Origin of the sequence: Haloarchaeobius ordinarius (assembly GCF_051801355.1) — an archaeon.
GTDB lineage: Archaea > Halobacteriota > Halobacteria > Halobacteriales > Natrialbaceae > Haloarchaeobius.
In genome coordinates, this window is record NZ_CP196560.1 from 560,835 (window position 1) to 575,966 (window position 15,132).

Consider the following 15,132-nt stretch of genomic DNA (forward strand, 5'->3'; position numbering starts at 1 on the left):
CTGCCGACCGCGCACGCCACAGTTGATTTTCGGTTTCAGAGAAGAACCGACAAACCGGGGGCGCGTGCTGGCGAGCGTGTCGCAGACCGCGAGCCGGAACCACGCGAGGGACGACCGGAGTGGAACGGAACGAAGTGGAGTGGAACGGAGGGAGTCGGCTGGGGAGGCTGTGGTGCGCGGCGGTGCTGTGCGGTGGCGGTTCCAGTGCCATCGGCGCGAGTTCGCCGCTCGTCGCGACCAACCACCCGAACCCCTCACTCCAGTCGAACCACCAACCCAGCCAGCCCTCGCAACCGACCAAACGACCCAAACCCGACCCAACAACACACAGCCCACTTCCCGCCACCTCCGAACCCACCCACGAGAACACCACGTACCACCCCCAAACCAAACTCCTTTGCCCGTCCCTGCCCCAGTCACCCGTAATGGTCTCCACTCTGCAGTTGGTGCTCGTCGGCTTCGCCGTCTACTGGATGGCAGTGCTGGCGGCCAAGCGCGAGGGACTGCTCCCCTCGTACGTCTCCACACAGGGGCCCATCCTGCTGATTCACACGAAGCGGGGTCGGGACTTCCTCGAATGGGCCGCCGGGCCACGCCGCTTCTGGCGTGCCTGGGCGAACGTGGGCGTGGGTATCGCGCTGGTCGTGATGTTCGGGGCGTTCGTCTTCTTGCTCGATGGGGCGCTCTCGACCATCCAGAACCCGCCCGCGCCGACGGCGGTGAACCAGCCGAAGAACGTGCTCGTCATCCCCGGCGTGAACGACTTCCTGCCGCTCTCCGTGGCACCCGAAATCCTGTTCGGCCTCGCCGTGGGCCTCATCGTCCACGAAGGAGGCCACGGCCTGCTCTGCCGGGTCGAAGACATCGAAATCGAATCGATGGGTGTCGGCCTGCTGGCCATCCTGCCCATCGCGGCGTTCGTCGAACCGAACGAGGACGCACGCCGGGAGGCGAACCGGGGCGCACAGACCCGGATGTTCGCCGCGGGCGTGACGAACAACTTCGCCATCACGCTGGTCGCGTTCGCCCTGCTGTTCGGACCCATCGCGGGCTCCATCGCAGTCGCGGACGGGGCACTCGTCGGCGGTGTCGCCGCGGGCTCGCCGGCTGCCAACGCCGGCCTCTCAGGCGGCGACCGCATCACCGCGGTCGACGGGACCGCAGTCCAGAACAACTCCCACCTCGTGGACCTGCTCGACGCCAGCGACGCCGACACCGTCGACATCACGGTCAACGGTGAGGACACGCGGACGCTCGAACGGACCGTCCTCGTCCGCGAGGCACTGACCGACGGCCCGACCGGCCTCAACTCCGGCGCGACCATCCGCGCGGTCAATGGCACTCCGGTCGCCACCGTCTCCGAATTCCAGACGGCACTGGCCGAGTCACCCGGTCCGGTGACGGTCGACGCGACCTCGGCCGACGGCGAGGACGTGACGACCAGTTTCGTCGCGGGAGCGTACGTTCGCATCGCCGACGGTGGCGCGTTCGCCGCCGAAGGCCCCGAAGCCGGGTCGAACCTCGTCGTAACCGAGTTCGCCGGCGAGCGCGTCGTGACCTGGACCGACCTCTCGGAAGCAATCGACGGCACCGACCCCGGCCAGACCGTCGAGGTCGTCGCCTACGACGGGAGCCAGCGCCAGACCTACCAGGTGACGATGGGCGACCGCAATGGCGACCCGCAACTCGGCGTGTTCGCGACCTCCTTCGGCACGACCGGCCTCGACGTGACCGACCTCGGCGTGCAGTTCTACCCGGCCGACCGCTACCTCGCCATCCTCGGCGGCGGCGACCAGAGCAGCCTGAACGAGTTCGCCTCCTCCTTTTTCGGCAAGATGCTGTTCGTGCTCATCCTGCCCGTCGTGGGCGTCGTCGCGGGCGGTACCGGTACCCTGCCGTACAACTTCGCGGGCTTCACCGGCGAGATAACGAACTTCTTCGTCGCGACCGGCCCGCTCGGGTTCCTCGGCGGCGGCGTGTTCCTGCTCGCCAACCTGCTGTTCTGGACCGGCTGGATCAACATCCAGCTCGGCTTCTTCAACTGCATCCCGGCGTTCCCGCTCGACGGCGGGCACATCCTGCGCACCTCGACCGAGGCCGTCATGTCCCGCCTGCCCATCCAGGCCACGCGCCGCCGGGTCCGGCTGGTCACGACGACGGTCGGCCTCACCATGCTGGTGAGCTTCCTCGTGCTCATCCTCGGGCCGCAGCTGTTCGGGTGAGGTCCGAGGGTCGAAAAAGGGCACTTCTCTCTCGTTTCGCCGCGGTCCTGCCGACTCAGTCTTCGTCGTTCTGGTCGATGCCGTGGCGCTCGTAGAACTCCTCGGGCGTGTCCTCGATTCTATCGAAGTCGTCGCTGAAGTAGTGTTCGTGGTGGCGAATCATCTGTTCGACGACCCAGCCGGAGAACTCGTCGTCGAAACGCCACTCGCCCTCGATTTCGGGGACGTCGAAGCGCTCGTCGGTCGCGAAGGCGACGTACACGTGGTAGAAGCCGAGGATGACGTCTGCGAACTCGCGGGCCTTGTGCCCGCTGTCCTCGCGGCGGTCGTCGAGTTCGTCGCGGCCCGCGTCGGTCAACTCGAAGTACTTTCTATCTGGTTCGTCCTCGCGCTCGATGCGCTGGGCCCAGCCCTTGTCCTCGAACTTGTAGAGGATGGGGTAGACCGAGCCGTAGGACGGTTCCCAGTGGCCGCCGCTGATGTCGCGGATTTCCTTGAGTATCTCGTACCCGTAGCGCGGTTTCTCCTCTAGGAGTTCCAGCACGAGATACGCGATGAGGCCTTTCGGCGGTCCGCTTTTCCGCATCGGGTGTGGCTTTCCCCGGTGGTAGTAATAGGGTTTCGGTACACACGAGGGGTTGCCCGCATCAGGGACGACGAACCAACACGTCCTTACTCTCGGTCTCCCAAGCCGACGATATGGAGCGACGCGAACCTCCGATGACGGAGGAGGGCTGGTACGCACTGCACGACTTCCGAACAGTCGACTGGGACGCGTGGCGCGATGCCCCCGAGCGCGAGCGCGAGCGGGCCCTGGCGGACGCCCGTGAGTTCTTCGACGCACATTCGAGCCCCGAGGTGGGCGGGACGGCTCTCTTCACCATCGTCGGGCACAAGGCGGACCTGCTGGTCCTGCACCTGCGCGAGTCGATGGGCGACCTCGACCGGCTCGAACGGAGCTTCGAGCAGACCGAGTTCGCCGGGTTCACCGAGCAGTCGAGTTCGTACGTCTCCGTCACGGAGGCCTCGGGCTACACCGAGCGCGCCCGGGAGTACTTCGAGGGCGAGGTCGACGAGGACTCCGGGCTGGCGCAGTACATCGAGTCGCGACTCCACCCGGACATCCCGGACATGGAGTACGTCTCGTTCTACCCGATGGACAAGCGCCGCACCCTCGAGGACAACTGGTACGACCTGCCCCACGACGAGCGCGCCGAGCACATGGCGAGCCACGGGGACATCGGCCGCGACTACGCGGGCAAGGTCACCCAGATGATCACCTCCAGCGTGGGCTTCGACGACCACGAGTGGGGCGTCACCCTCTGGTCCGACGAGCCGACCGAAATCAAGGACCTGCTGTACGAGATGCGCTTTGACCCCTCGTCCAGCCGGTTCGCCGAGTTCGGCACGTTCTACTTCGGCCGCCGGTTCGAGCCGTCGGACCTCGACGCGTTCATGGCTGGCGAGGCGGTCCCCGCCGACGAGGGCCACCCCCACGGAGACGCCGCCGGGCACCCCCACGGGGCGTCCGACCACGGCGAGGGCAGTCACCACCACGGTGACGACGGCGAGAGCCACGGCCACGGCGACGCGGGCGGTCGCCCACCGACCGACCACGGCGCGGACGTTCGCGAAGAACTCGAAGACCGCGGCGTCTACGGCGGTCAGCCCCACGGGGAGGACGTGTACGCGGTCGTCCTCTACTCCGAGGCCGACCCCGAGACGTTGTTCGACGAGATGACGGGGCTGCGAAAGAACTTCGACCACTACGATTCCCACGTCAAGACTGCGGTGTACGAGACCGGGGGCGATTCGCCGACGGCCATCGTGAGCATCTGGGAGACGGAATCGGCGGCGGACACCGCCAGTGGCTTCCTCACCGACCTGCCCGGCATCGTCCGGCAGGCCGGCGACGACGCCGAGAGTGACACCTGGGGCACGATGGGGATGTTCTACACCGTCAAACCCGAACACCGCGAGGACTTCGTCGAGAAGTTCGAGGTCGTCGGCGAGGTGCTCTCCGACATGGACGGGCACATCCAGACCGACCTGCTCGCGAACCGTGAGGACGAGGACGACATGTTCATCGCCTCGCGCTGGGAGTCGAAGGAGGACGCGATGGCGTTCTTCCGCTCCGACGCCTTCTCGGACACGGTCGACTGGGGTCGAGACATCCTCGCGGACCGTCCGCGACACGTCTTCCTCGCGTAGGCGTCACGCCAGCGGGGACCCCTCGTGGACCTGCTATTCGGGAACCGATCTTTCGTCGCATACTGGCCGCAACAGCTATTTTCGTCGTTTCTGACCGGCGCTACCAGCGTCGCCACTCGCCGGGGCAGAATCGGATAGGGGAAAGGAGCGTCTTCGTGGGGAGCCACGAACCCACGCGAAAACGGTGGTTCGTGGTGCGTGGCCGTCACTGCCAGAACCGCGGGGGCGTGCGGTCCGTCACGGTGGACGGCCGAGTCCGGTCGGTGTGGGGGGTATCCGGAACGGACGAGACGGTACACCGTGTTGCAGTTGGGCGCGAACGCGACCGATACCGTTCGACACGTGGTCGAGGACCGGTCCGCTCACACGTCCGAGCGTCGACCGGAACCGATACCAGCGCACTGTGCCCCTGTCCCGGTCGGTGGCGAACATCGTTGCACACTCCTCGCGGCGAACGATGCGCTCGCCTGAGGAGGGCATACATAAGTAGAACTTCGGTGGGTATAGCTAATCGGTCGTTTTCTATTTAAGCGACACGCTTGTCTATCCCAGCCGTTTCTATGTCTTTCCCTCCCACGGACGAGCGAAGCACGTCCATCCCGTCGTCGCGGTCGACGCCGAAGCCGTCGGCGTAGAGGTCCTGCACGCGCTCGAACTCCTCGTCCGACAGCGGCGGGACGTCACTGGCGGCTGCCCATTCGTCGATGTCCTCGCGGGTGCGGAACGTCGGCGTGATGGTCGCGACCGAATCGTGGTACAGGAGCCACTGGAGGCTGGCCTGTGACATGGTACGTTCGCCATCACGTTCGAGGAACCGGACCGCGTCGAGCTTCTCCCAGCCCGTCTCGTACCAGGCGTCGGGGCGGTACGAGCGGTGGTCGTCGTCGTCCAGTTCGGTGTCGCGGGTGACCTGCTCGTTCAGGACACCGGAGGAGTGTGGAACACGGGGGATGAGGCTCGTGTTCGACCCGGTCTCCTCGATGGTGTCGAGGAAATGTCCGCCGACCTCCTGTTCGAGCATGTTCCAGACCAGCTGGAGCGAGTCGAACTCCTCGGTGATGGCCCTGTCGCCCTCGGCCAGCCAGCCGATAGAGGGGCCGAGCGCCCAGCCGACGGCGTTGACGAGCCCTTCCTCTTTCAGTTCGTCGAGCGTCTCCAGTACGTCCGCGTCGACCTCGTCGACGTTGGCGTTGTGGAGCTGGAGCACGTCGATGGTGTCGAAGCCGAGGCGGTCGAGGCTGCGTTCCGTCGCGGTGCGAATCCACTCCGGTGTTATCTCCTTGGGGAGTTCGCCGTGGCCGGCCTGGGGGTTGTTGTAGAAGTCGTAGCCGACCTTCGTGGCGACGACGACCTCGTCGCGGCGGTCACCGAGGGCTTCACCGATGAGTTCCTCGCTGCGGCCGTGGCCGTACACGTCGCCGGTGTCGAAGTAGGTGATACCCTGGTCGAGGGCGTACCGGACCATCTCCTTGGCCTGCTCCTCTGTTCGGTCGCCCCACCAGTCGGTGCCGACGACCCACGCGCCGAACCCGATTTCGGAGACCTCGAGTCCGGAGTCGCCGAGTTCGCGATAGTGCATATCCCCGGGTTAGGAAGCGGGATACTTAGCGGGTGTGCTTCGTTCCCGACTCCTGAGAAAGAAGAAGGAGGAACGATTACCTCACCGAGGTCTCCGCCGTCCCGCGAGTGACGGGGGAGAAGCAACGTTTTTCATTCGGTGACGAGTAAAAATGAAGCAATGGACGGAATTCCGGTTCGGGTCGCGTGTCTCTACGGGGCCGAACTGACCAGCGAGCAGCAAGCCGCATACGACTGGTGTGCCGAGACGGCCACCCGTGCGGACCGCATCTCGCTGGACGTGGTCGCGGATGGTGCGGTCGACCTCGCGGCGTACGACGCCGTCTGGTGGCACCGCGACCGCCCGCTCGACGGGGTCGACGTGCGAAACGCGGGCGAACCGCTCCGCGCGTACGTCGAAGACGGCGGGGGGCTCCTGTTGAGCCTCCGCGCCATGGCCGCCGTCGACCGGCTGGATATCGACCCGGTCGCTCCCGACGCGACTGGTGTGGACGACATCACCGGCCGGGCCGGCGTGCTCCGCCGGTCGCTCCACGACGACCATCCGGCGTTCGAGACGTTCGATGGTCGGCGCGTCTTCACGCGCGCTCCCGACCGGGAGCAGGCGTTCGCCCGGTACGAGCGTGTGATACCCGAGAGTGGCGACGTGCTGGCATGTTCGGTCCGTGGCGACGCCGACCTCGTCGGCCACCGGACACTGGTCGAGTGGACCCCCGGCTCGGGTCGGGTCATCGGAGCCGGGTCCGCGCTCGGCTTCTGCGACCCCGGCGACTACGAGGACGCCATGCGCCACGAGCAGTTCGTGCGCAACCTGCTCGCGACGCTCGCCGGCGACCGCCGCCGGGACGTGTCTGGCCGGCCCGCGACGACCGGGGGCTTCGCCCGACTCCGCGAAGAACTCGCCGACGACCACCACCGACCGGCGTACCACCTCTCGCCGCCGGCGAACTGGCTCAACGACCCGAACGGCCTCATCGAGTACGAGGGCGAGTACCACGTCTTCTACCAGTACAACCCAAGCGGGCCGTTCCACGGCTCCATCCACTGGGGTCACGCCGTCAGCGAAGACCTGATCCACTGGCGCGACGAGCCGGTCGCGCTCGCACCGACGCCCGGGGGGCCGGACCACGACGGGTGCTGGTCGGGCTGTGCGGTCGTCGACGACGACGGGACGCCGACCCTGCTGTACACCGGCGGCGCGGGCCACGTCCAGTTGCCGTGTCTCGCAACCAGCCGCGACGGCCTCCGGTCCTGGACGAAACACCACGACAACCCCATCATCGAGGAGGCACCCACGGACATCGACATCCTCTCGACCGACGACTGGGAGGCCGAGTTCCGTGACCACTGCGTCTGGCGCGAGGACGGCTACTGGTACCAGCTCATCGGCTCCGGCGTGACCGAGGTGGGCGGCACCGCCCTCCTCTACCGCGCCGAAACCCTCCGCGAGTGGGAGTACGTCGGCCCGCTCCTCACCGGTGAAGACGGCCACGGTACCGTCTGGGAGTGCCCCGAGCTACTGGACTTCGGCGAGAAACAGCTCCTGCACGTCTCGAACTACGACGAGGTCCGGTACTTCCTCGGCGAGGCCGCCCTCTCGGTACCCGAGTTCACCACCGAGTACGAGGGGAAACTCGACTACGGCGAGTTCTACGCTCCCCAGTCGCTCTCCACCAGCGACGGCCGTGAACTCACCTTCGGGTGGCTCCCCGAGGCCCGCGGCATGGACGCACAGTGGGAGGCGGGCTGGTCCGGTCTCATGTCGCTGCCCCGTGAACTCGACCTCGGCGACGACGGCCGCCTCCGCCAGCGCCCCGCCGCAGAGGTTGCCACGCTCCGCGAGCGCCACGTCGAATCGCGCGAACTCGGCCTCCCGACCGACGCCCACCGCCGGCTCGACCTGGGTGGTGCAATCGAACTCCGGCTCTCGGTCGACGTCTCACCCGGCGGCACCTTCGAACTCGGCGTCTGCGAGTCGCCCGCGCTCTCCGAGCGGACCGCCATCCGCTACGACGGCGAGTCCGTCGTCGTCGACCGCTCACGGAGCAGTCAGGACCCCGCCGCCGAGTCCGGCGAACAGCACATGCCGGTCGGCGGCGACGGGCCGGTCGACCTCCACGTGTTCGTCGACGGGAGCGTCGTCGAGATATTCGCGAACGAACACCGCTGCCTGACGAGTCGGGTGTACCCCACCCGGGCGGACGCGACTGGCGTCTCGATTCACTCCCTCGGCGGCCCGGTCGACGTGGACGTGGAGGGCTGGGAACTCGAGAGCGTGTGGCCGGCCGGGCGGTGAGAACAGGAGAAACGGCTGTTTTCTGGATTGTCACGAACACTCTGGCGCGCGCTGGCGAGGGTGCCGAGCGAAAGCGAGGCTGCGAGACAGAGTCGCGCGAGGGATGAGAAGCACAGCGAAACGGAGTGTAGCGAGCATCGGAATCGGCTGGGGAGGGTGTGGTTCGGGTGGTGCTGTGCGGGGCGGTTCCAGTGCCACCAGCGCGAGTGACCTGCTCGTAATCACTAGCAACAGCACAGCTTCCCCGACCGAGAACAGCAGCGCGAGTCAACTGCTCGTCGACACCAACCCGTCAAAAACGAGCGATCACCCAATCCGAACCGCACCCACCCCGCAAACGCCCCTCACGGAGACGAGTACCCAGATTCGTCCTCGCGCGCCCCGTATCGCTCCGCGAAGTCCGCCGGCGGCAGCTCCTCGTCCTCGGTCGGCAGCTGTCCATGGGCCAGCACCCCGCGAAGCCACGTCTCCCCATCGCCGAATCCGAGTCGAACCGTCGGCGCGAGCGTCCCGCCGAAGCGACGCATCTGCTCGTCCTCGGGCAAGAGCGCCACGTCGTCCAGCGACGGCCGGTCGAAGTCGTAGTAGTTGAAGAAGCTCGTCACCAGCAACTCGTCGCGGTGCTGGTACACCATCCACGAGTACGCCTGGAAGGGAGCGTTCTGTGGGTTCGTCAGCACCAGCCCGGAGCCGTTCAGGGGCTCGTACGCCCCGCGCAGGGAGTCCGCGACGAAGCCGTAGAGGGCGTCGTACCCAGAGAGGCCGGGCGCGAACGTGTGGACGTGGCTCGCGGTGAACAGGTAGTATTGCCCGTCGTCGACCACGATGTGGGGGCGCTCCAGTTCCTGATTGACGCCCACGGCGTCGAGGAGGGGGGCCTGCAGAGTCCAGTCGGTCGGGTCGCCCGAGGGCGAGTGTGCGATGCCGATGCTCCCGTTGAACTCCTGCTGGGCCGCATCGCCACCACAGGCGTCCGAGCCCTCTGGGACCGGCGTGTTCGCCTCGAACAGCAGATACGTCTCGCCGTCGGCAGGGTCCTCGAAGAACCACGGGTCCCGGAAGGTGTATATCATCCCGCGGGACTGCTCTTCGGTCTCGTACCACTCGCCGTCCGGTTCGGCGAGAATCTCGTGCTCCCACGGGCCCTGGAGGCTGAGGCCCTGTCCGCTGGCGTCGACAGTCCCGCCGGACGCACAGGCGAGGCGCTGGGTGTAGGTCAGTTCCTCCTCACCGGACTCGCCGGCGGCGGTGTAGTAGAGATAGCAGGTACCGTCGTCGTCGAGCAGCGCGGAGCCGGCCCACTGGCGCGAGCCGAACGCGTCGGCTGGTTCCACAGCGACGCCGCCGCGGTTCCACTGCTCGCCGTCTTTCGAGTAGAAGTACCGGATGGTCGCCACGTCGTGGCGTTTGCCCGGAAGGAGGTCCGACGGCGCAGAGAGACAGAAGATGACGCGGTAGCCACCGGGAGTGGCGATGCTGCCGTCCCGGGTTCGCAGGAGCCAGGTGTCCCAGATGTGGTACTCCGGGTCGGTCTTCGTCTCGGGCGGGTAGATGATGGGTGCGGTGGCATCGTCACGCCGGACGATGCCCGCAGCCTGGTCGCGGGTCCAGGCGGGCGTCTGCTCGGACAGACTCTTACTACTCACCTCCGAGTGAATAGACGTGCCCATCTGTGACACGTCACCTCCGGCTTCGTCGTCGCGCTCGGTGTCGGTCTCGGCCTGGTCGCGGAGCAACGTCGGTGTCCCCGGTTCGGGCCTCTCGTCGTCCATACAGACACTACTCACTTCCGAGTGAATAGTTGTACCTCTTCCCGGCAAGTCCCGCGCCGGGACACGTAGAGTCCGCCCGAGTACCGGCAACCGGGACGCCCGCTGGTAGTACGTTCCCACAACCGAACCACCATATGTGTCCGCGCCGAACGACCGTGCATGACGAAGCGACACGTCTCGTTGCCGGACGGTGCGGAGGCCGGCGTCCGGGCGTTCATCGAGGAGGTAGACGACCGACTCGCCTCGGACGAGAGCACCTGCAGCGTGGTCGAGGACGTGCTCGTCGACCTCCACGGTGACCGCGACGCCTACGAACGATGGAAGAACGGCGAGAGCGTCTCGGCAGCCGAGCAGGTCCGCCTGCAGGGGTACGACCCGTGTAACACCACGCTGGAGTCCGAGTATTACGCCGAGAAGGACGAGGAGGCGTTCAAACGCTCGAAGCATCTTCAGTGGCTCTGGCGGCAGTTCGACGCGACACCGATGGCCGACAACGTCGAGTTCGCCCTGCGCTTCCGCCAGATGCTCGCCGAACACCTCTTCGAGGACGTGGGCGAGAACTGCCGGTTCTTCAAGGGCATCACGTTCACCTACGGCCACAACATCTCCATCGGCGACAACGTCGTCGTCCACGACGACGTCCACCTCGACGACCGCGGGAAGCTCACCATCGGCGACCGGTGTTCCATCTCCGACGGCGTCCACATCTACAGCCACGACCACGACGTCGTCGACCAGACCGCCGTCGAGAACTTCCACACCATCGTCGAGGACGACGTCCGCCTCACCTTCGACGTGATGGTCCGGGCGGGCTGCAAGGTCGGCGAGAACGCGGTCGTCGGTGCCCGGGGGGTCGTCCAGACCGACATCCCCGCCCACCACGTCGCCGTCGGCCAGCCCGCAAAGAGCGTGAAGGTGAAACCCGGCTTCGAAGACGTCGCCGAACCACTCGACGACGCGAACGTGAACCGCCAGGACGAACGGAAGATACCCTACGACCTCCCCGACGACCTCGAGCCGTTCGACGAGTTCGGGCGAGACCTGTCGCCCCGGAAGTAACAGATTTTTACCCAGTCAGCCCAAATCGCGTGACCATGCGCCGCCGCCGGTTCCTCGCCACCCTCGCCGCCCTCCCCCCCATCGCCGGAGCCGGGTGCTTGACTCTCGACGACGACGAACAGACGCCGACGACGAGCGAGCGACAGCCGATACGGCTCGAACGCGTTCGGATGCGGCTCGACACGCCCTGGGGAGCCGCCTTCCACCCACGGACCGGCGAACTCTACCTCACGGAGCGCCCCGGTCGAATCCAGCGAGCGACCGGACGCGACGCGGGACTCGCCCGCGACCTGACCGAAGAGACCGTCGAACGCGGCGAGTCCGGACTGCTCGGACTGGCGTTCGACCCGGCCGACCCCACCCGGGCGTTCGCCTACCAGACGTATCAGCGGTCGTCCGGGCTGTGGAATCGCGTCCTCGAACTCGCCGTCGACCGCGAGTTCGCGGTCAGTGGCGTCCTCTTCGACAAGATCCCCGCCGCCAGCATCAACAACGGTGGCCGACTCGAAATCGGACCGGAGGACGCTCTCTACGTCACGACCGGCGACGCCGGTAACCCACAGCTCGCCCAGGACACCGGTTCGCTCGCGGGCAAGGTGCTCCGGCTCACCCGCGACGGTGACCCACACCCGGACAACCCGTTCGGGAACGCGGTGTACAGCTACGGCCACTCCAACCCACAGGGAATCACGTTCGTCGACGGCGAGTGCTACGTGTGCGAACGTGGACAGAACCGGGACGACGAACTCAATCACGTCCGCCGGGGGGAGAACTACGGCTGGCCAGTCGTCACCGGTCCGACACAGGCCGAGCAGTTCGTCGACCCGCTGGTGACGTGGTCGACGGCTATCGCCCCCGCGAGCCTGGCGTACTACCAGGGCGGCATCGACCGCTGGCGCGACAGCTTCTTCCTCGGCGCACTCGATGGCGAGCACCTGCGACGTGTCGTTCTCGACGGCGGTGTCGTGGTGTCAGAAGATACGTTCTACGACGACCTCGGTCGCATCCGGACGACGTTCACTGGACCGGACGACCACCTCTATCTCACGACGAGCGACCAGGACGGGCTCGGCAACCCGGAGCCGACAGACGATGCCGTGTTCAGGATTCTGCCACCGTAGACAGGAATCGAAACGGAACGTGTCCGCTCAACGGAGCCGGGCCACACCGAAGACCGCGAGGTCGAACACGAGGACCAGCGTGAGGACCGCACCGGCCACCGCCGCGGCGAACTCCTCGAACGCCACCCAGCCGGGGAAGACGAACCGGGCCCAGGCGACGTAGGTCCCGACCTGTTTGTCGACACCTTCGCCCTCGATCTTGCTCGTCAGGTTCTCACCGGTGGCTTCGACACCACCTTCCTCTGGCTGGCCGAGTCGGTCGGCCGCGTAGGGCATCATGATGTTCCCGTACCGCCAGACGACCTCACCCTCTTTGTTCAACTCGATGACGCGGTTGTTGAACGTGTCCACGATGAGCGTGTTGCCGTTCTCCAGACGGTCGGCGTCCCGTGGCCAGAGGATACCGCGGCTGTACTCCCACACCTTCTCGCCGGACTCGACGTCGTACTCGACGACGCGGTCGTTCTCGCTGTCTGCGACGAGCACGGTCCCGTTCAGTCGCATCGGGTTGTGCTGTTCGTAGAGGATGTCGTGCTCACCGGGCTTCCCGACGACGTTCACCACGTCCTTCGTGGTCCGGTTCACCTCGATGACCACGTCGAAGTTCCGGATGGACAGCTGGAAGTTCCCGTTGTCGAGGGCGTCGATGTCGTTCATGTGGGTCCAGTCGTTCTCGGGCCCACTGTACTCGGGGCTGTCGTACTGCTGGTCGAACTCGGTTCCGTCACCGAGGTGCTCGCGGGCGTGCCACTCCCAGGTTATCTCGCCGTTCTCGTCGACGGTGAACGCCCGGTTGTTCCCCATGTCGATGATGGCGGTCTCACCGGATTCGAGGCGGTCGGCGTCGTGGACCTCGTGGTTGTGGACGAACACGTCGTACCACGAGTAGTTCCACACCTCCTCTTTCGTCTCGTAGTCGAGTTCGACGACGCGGTTGTGGACACAGCCGTCCTCGGCGAACTCCGCGGGGCAGGCGCTGGCCGGGCGCTTCGTCGCCACGGACGCGAGGACGTTACCGTCCTCCAGCATCTCCACGTCGAACACGCGGGAGTTCTCGGGCGTGTACTCCCACACCACTTCGCCCGCGGGGTTCACCTCGATGGCGCGCCCCTCGAAGGCGTCACCGTAGCTCTGGATACCGATGAGTGTGTTCCCGGCATGCTGTTCGAGGACCGAAGCCGTCTCGTTGGTACTGTTCGTCTCGTTCGCCGCCGAGGCAGCCGCGGCCGCGGGGGCGCCGAGTGCCGCCTGCAGCCCCAGATACGCCGTGACGAGGAGGAGGAGGGCGGAGACTGCGAATATTCGGGACCGTCGTTCCATACGCCTGCCTGCAGGCGACGATGCCTAACTCTGACGGATTTTCGCGCCCCGAGACGCGAGTACCAACAATCAAGTAGCGTGCCACACTATACCACAGTATGGCAGAGGTCTGGGACTGGGCCATCGGCTACCTGCTCGTGTTCGCGGCACTCCAGCTGGCGGTGTACATCTACTACCGCCGCCAGACGGACAGCGGACCGTCTCGTGCCGTTCCCGACGGCGACGGTATCAGCCTCGAAGACCGAGTGGCGAGCGCCCCGGCTGCTCCTCCGCGAGAGCGAGAGACCGATGGGGACGCACGGCACTGCCCGCACTGTGGGACGCCGAACGAACTCGACCCGACGTTCCGGTACTGTCGGCACTGCGCCGAGCCGCTCTCGGGCACATAGGCGTTTCGGCCGTTACAGCCACCCTGATAGCCGTTTCGGCCGGTTTTGGCCAGCAAACATATACCGACCCGTGCAGAAGCCAGTATCGAGTCGAATGAACACGACCGATACTGAAAACGAGCGCTACGTCGGCCGCGAGACTGTCAACGGCCTCATCATCTACGACAGAGAGAACCTCGACGCATGGATCGAGTCCGATACGACAGTCGCACTTACCCAGTCCGACTACCGCTCCTCGCCGTCCCAGTAGTCGACGGCAGCATCACGGGGGTAGTAGCCACCGACGGTTCGTTCCGTCGAGTCGCCGCCTGGGGGGGCACCCGCGAAGATTCCGAGTTTTCCCGAGTCCGGATACACCGTGACGTCCGGGTCCCGCATCGTCGAGACACAGAGATACCGCAGCGGTGCGTCGCCCGAGTTGACGACGCGATGTGCACCGTCCTCACCCGTCGGTACGGCCACGAAATCGCCTGCGTCGAGAGACTCCTCCCCATCGGCAGTCCGGAGCATCCCCGACCCTGCCAGGACGTAAATCGCCTCCTCGTTGGCAGTGTGGTAATGGTATGGCCACGAACGCGACCCGGGCGGTAACTCGTACAGACTCGCCCCAAGTCGGTCGCTACCGGCCGCCGTGCCGAGCCGTTTGCGCCGAAAGCGCGTCTCACCGTTCTCCACTGTCTCCCACTCACACTCGGCCTCGTTGACGTATCCCGTCATACCCGAAGCTACGACTGCACGCCACCTGATACTTTCCCAGGAGAGACACGTCTGAGGGTCCCATCTCGGCCGCGAGAACGAGTCGTGTTCGTAACCCGGAGTCACTCCCCGTGGAGGATGTCTTCGGGGTCGACGTGGAGGTCCTCGTGGTCGATGGAATCCCACTCGCCCGCGACCGTCGCACGGACCATCGTGAAGTCGTTCTCCCCGTATCCACGGGCCAGCTGCGGCCATCGCTCGATGACCGATTCGCTGTCGTAGTGGACACCCAGCAGTGCGTCTTCCTGTTCGTCGAAGACTGTACTGACGGTCGTGTTGAACGGTCCAGCACTGTTGCGTTGAATGTCGTAGCTCACGAGTTCCCAACTCCCTGCACCTTCAATCGGCCAGTAGTGTCATAGCTAATCGCGAGTTATCAGATCGCTAGTTCCAGTCTAATTCACCCGA

At 66.1% G+C, this 15,132-nt stretch carries 13 protein-coding genes; 7 read left to right on the forward strand and 6 right to left on the reverse strand.

Annotated features, from left to right (window positions below; genetic code table 11):
* Positions 1-425 precede the first annotated feature (425 nt).
* Positions 426-2,222 carry a site-2 protease family protein gene (locus ACSC1R_RS02965; protein WP_439027585.1) on the forward strand — a complete coding sequence of 599 codons (1,797 nt, stop codon included), beginning with the start codon at positions 426-428 and terminating at the stop codon, positions 2,220-2,222.
* Between the two features lie 55 nt (positions 2,223-2,277).
* Here the strand turns inward: ACSC1R_RS02965 and ACSC1R_RS02970 are convergent, their stop codons facing one another.
* Positions 2,278-2,808 (reverse strand): PadR family transcriptional regulator, encoded by a 531-nt coding sequence (locus ACSC1R_RS02970; protein WP_439027586.1) that lies wholly within the window; start codon positions 2,806-2,808, stop codon positions 2,278-2,280.
* Between the two features lie 113 nt (positions 2,809-2,921).
* Here ACSC1R_RS02970 and ACSC1R_RS02975 point away from each other — a divergent pair, with 113 nt between their 5' ends.
* Complete coding sequence (locus ACSC1R_RS02975) at positions 2,922-4,433, forward strand: heme-binding protein (protein ID WP_439027587.1); 1,512 nt, start codon at positions 2,922-2,924, stop codon at positions 4,431-4,433.
* Between the two features lie 526 nt (positions 4,434-4,959).
* Here ACSC1R_RS02975 and ACSC1R_RS02980 read toward each other — a convergent pair.
* Positions 4,960-6,012 carry an aldo/keto reductase gene (locus tag ACSC1R_RS02980; protein ID WP_439027588.1) on the reverse strand — a complete coding sequence of 351 codons (1,053 nt, stop codon included), beginning with the start codon at positions 6,010-6,012 and terminating at the stop codon, positions 4,960-4,962.
* A gap of 159 nt (positions 6,013-6,171) precedes the next feature.
* On the opposite strand from ACSC1R_RS02980, the gene ACSC1R_RS02985 reads away from it, so the two are divergent.
* The gene (locus ACSC1R_RS02985; RefSeq protein WP_439027589.1) at positions 6,172-8,307 is read left to right on the forward strand and encodes a GH32 C-terminal domain-containing protein; all 2,136 of its coding nucleotides are present in this window, start codon (positions 6,172-6,174) and stop codon (positions 8,305-8,307) included.
* Between the two features lie 344 nt (positions 8,308-8,651).
* Here ACSC1R_RS02985 and ACSC1R_RS02990 read toward each other — a convergent pair whose 3' ends face one another.
* Complete coding sequence (locus ACSC1R_RS02990; RefSeq protein WP_439028751.1) at positions 8,652-9,977, reverse strand: glycoside hydrolase family 68 protein; 1,326 nt, start codon at positions 9,975-9,977, stop codon at positions 8,652-8,654.
* Between the two features lie 261 nt (positions 9,978-10,238).
* Between ACSC1R_RS02990 and ACSC1R_RS02995 the strand changes: the two genes are divergently transcribed.
* Positions 10,239-11,138 carry an acyltransferase gene (locus tag ACSC1R_RS02995; RefSeq protein ID WP_439027590.1) on the forward strand — a complete coding sequence of 300 codons (900 nt, stop codon included), beginning with the start codon at positions 10,239-10,241 and terminating at the stop codon, positions 11,136-11,138.
* Positions 11,139-11,173: 35 nt separating this feature from the next.
* Positions 11,174-12,259, forward strand: a complete 1,086-nt coding sequence (locus ACSC1R_RS03000; RefSeq protein ID WP_439027591.1) for a PQQ-dependent sugar dehydrogenase — start codon at positions 11,174-11,176, stop codon at positions 12,257-12,259.
* 27 nt (positions 12,260-12,286) lie between these two features.
* Here the strand turns inward: ACSC1R_RS03000 and ACSC1R_RS03005 are convergent, their stop codons facing one another.
* Positions 12,287-13,579 (reverse strand): aryl-sulfate sulfotransferase, encoded by a 1,293-nt coding sequence (locus ACSC1R_RS03005; protein ID WP_439027592.1) that lies wholly within the window; start codon positions 13,577-13,579, stop codon positions 12,287-12,289.
* 98 nt (positions 13,580-13,677) lie between these two features.
* Between ACSC1R_RS03005 and ACSC1R_RS03010 the strand changes: the two genes are divergently transcribed.
* Both ACSC1R_RS03010 and ACSC1R_RS03015 read left to right on the forward strand, forming a co-directional pair.
* The gene (locus tag ACSC1R_RS03010) at positions 13,678-13,968 is read left to right on the forward strand and encodes a DUF7577 domain-containing protein (RefSeq protein ID WP_439027593.1); all 291 of its coding nucleotides are present in this window, start codon (positions 13,678-13,680) and stop codon (positions 13,966-13,968) included.
* A gap of 94 nt (positions 13,969-14,062) precedes the next feature.
* The gene (locus ACSC1R_RS03015; RefSeq protein WP_439027594.1) at positions 14,063-14,218 is read left to right on the forward strand and encodes a DUF7331 family protein; all 156 of its coding nucleotides are present in this window, start codon (positions 14,063-14,065) and stop codon (positions 14,216-14,218) included.
* Here the strand turns inward: ACSC1R_RS03015 and ACSC1R_RS03020 are convergent.
* Positions 14,194-14,685 (reverse strand): cupin domain-containing protein, encoded by a 492-nt coding sequence (locus ACSC1R_RS03020; RefSeq protein WP_439027595.1) that lies wholly within the window; start codon positions 14,683-14,685, stop codon positions 14,194-14,196. The genes ACSC1R_RS03015 and ACSC1R_RS03020 overlap by 25 nt on opposite strands.
* A gap of 101 nt (positions 14,686-14,786) precedes the next feature.
* Positions 14,787-15,041: a hypothetical protein gene (locus ACSC1R_RS03025; protein WP_439027596.1), complete on the reverse strand. Its 255-nt coding sequence runs from the start codon at positions 15,039-15,041 to the stop codon at positions 14,787-14,789.
* Positions 15,042-15,132 lie beyond the last annotated feature (91 nt).

Bases quoted from the DNA above. Each gene is read 5' to 3' on its own strand.
- ACSC1R_RS03020 (WP_439027595.1), bottom strand. From the start codon at position 14,685: ATGACGGGATACGTCAACGAGGCCGAGTGTGAGTGGGAGACAGTGGAG.
- ACSC1R_RS03000 (WP_439027591.1), top strand. From the start codon at position 11,174: ATGCGCCGCCGCCGGTTCCTCGCCACCCTCGCCGCCCTCCCCCCCATC.
- ACSC1R_RS02980 (WP_439027588.1), bottom strand. From the start codon at position 6,012: ATGCACTATCGCGAACTCGGCGACTCCGGACTCGAGGTCTCCGAAATC.
- ACSC1R_RS03015 (WP_439027594.1), top strand. From the start codon at position 14,063: ATGAACACGACCGATACTGAAAACGAGCGCTACGTCGGCCGCGAGACT.
- ACSC1R_RS02995 (WP_439027590.1), top strand. From the start codon at position 10,239: ATGACGAAGCGACACGTCTCGTTGCCGGACGGTGCGGAGGCCGGCGTC.
- ACSC1R_RS03010 (WP_439027593.1), top strand. From the start codon at position 13,678: ATGGCAGAGGTCTGGGACTGGGCCATCGGCTACCTGCTCGTGTTCGCG.
- ACSC1R_RS03005 (WP_439027592.1), bottom strand. From the start codon at position 13,579: ATGGAACGACGGTCCCGAATATTCGCAGTCTCCGCCCTCCTCCTCCTC.
- ACSC1R_RS02965 (WP_439027585.1), top strand. From the start codon at position 426: ATGGTCTCCACTCTGCAGTTGGTGCTCGTCGGCTTCGCCGTCTACTGG.
- ACSC1R_RS02990 (WP_439028751.1), bottom strand. From the start codon at position 9,977: ATGGGCACGTCTATTCACTCGGAGGTGAGTAGTAAGAGTCTGTCCGAG.
- ACSC1R_RS02975 (WP_439027587.1), top strand. From the start codon at position 2,922: ATGGAGCGACGCGAACCTCCGATGACGGAGGAGGGCTGGTACGCACTG.
- ACSC1R_RS02985 (WP_439027589.1), top strand. From the start codon at position 6,172: ATGGACGGAATTCCGGTTCGGGTCGCGTGTCTCTACGGGGCCGAACTG.
- ACSC1R_RS02970 (WP_439027586.1), bottom strand. From the start codon at position 2,808: ATGCGGAAAAGCGGACCGCCGAAAGGCCTCATCGCGTATCTCGTGCTG.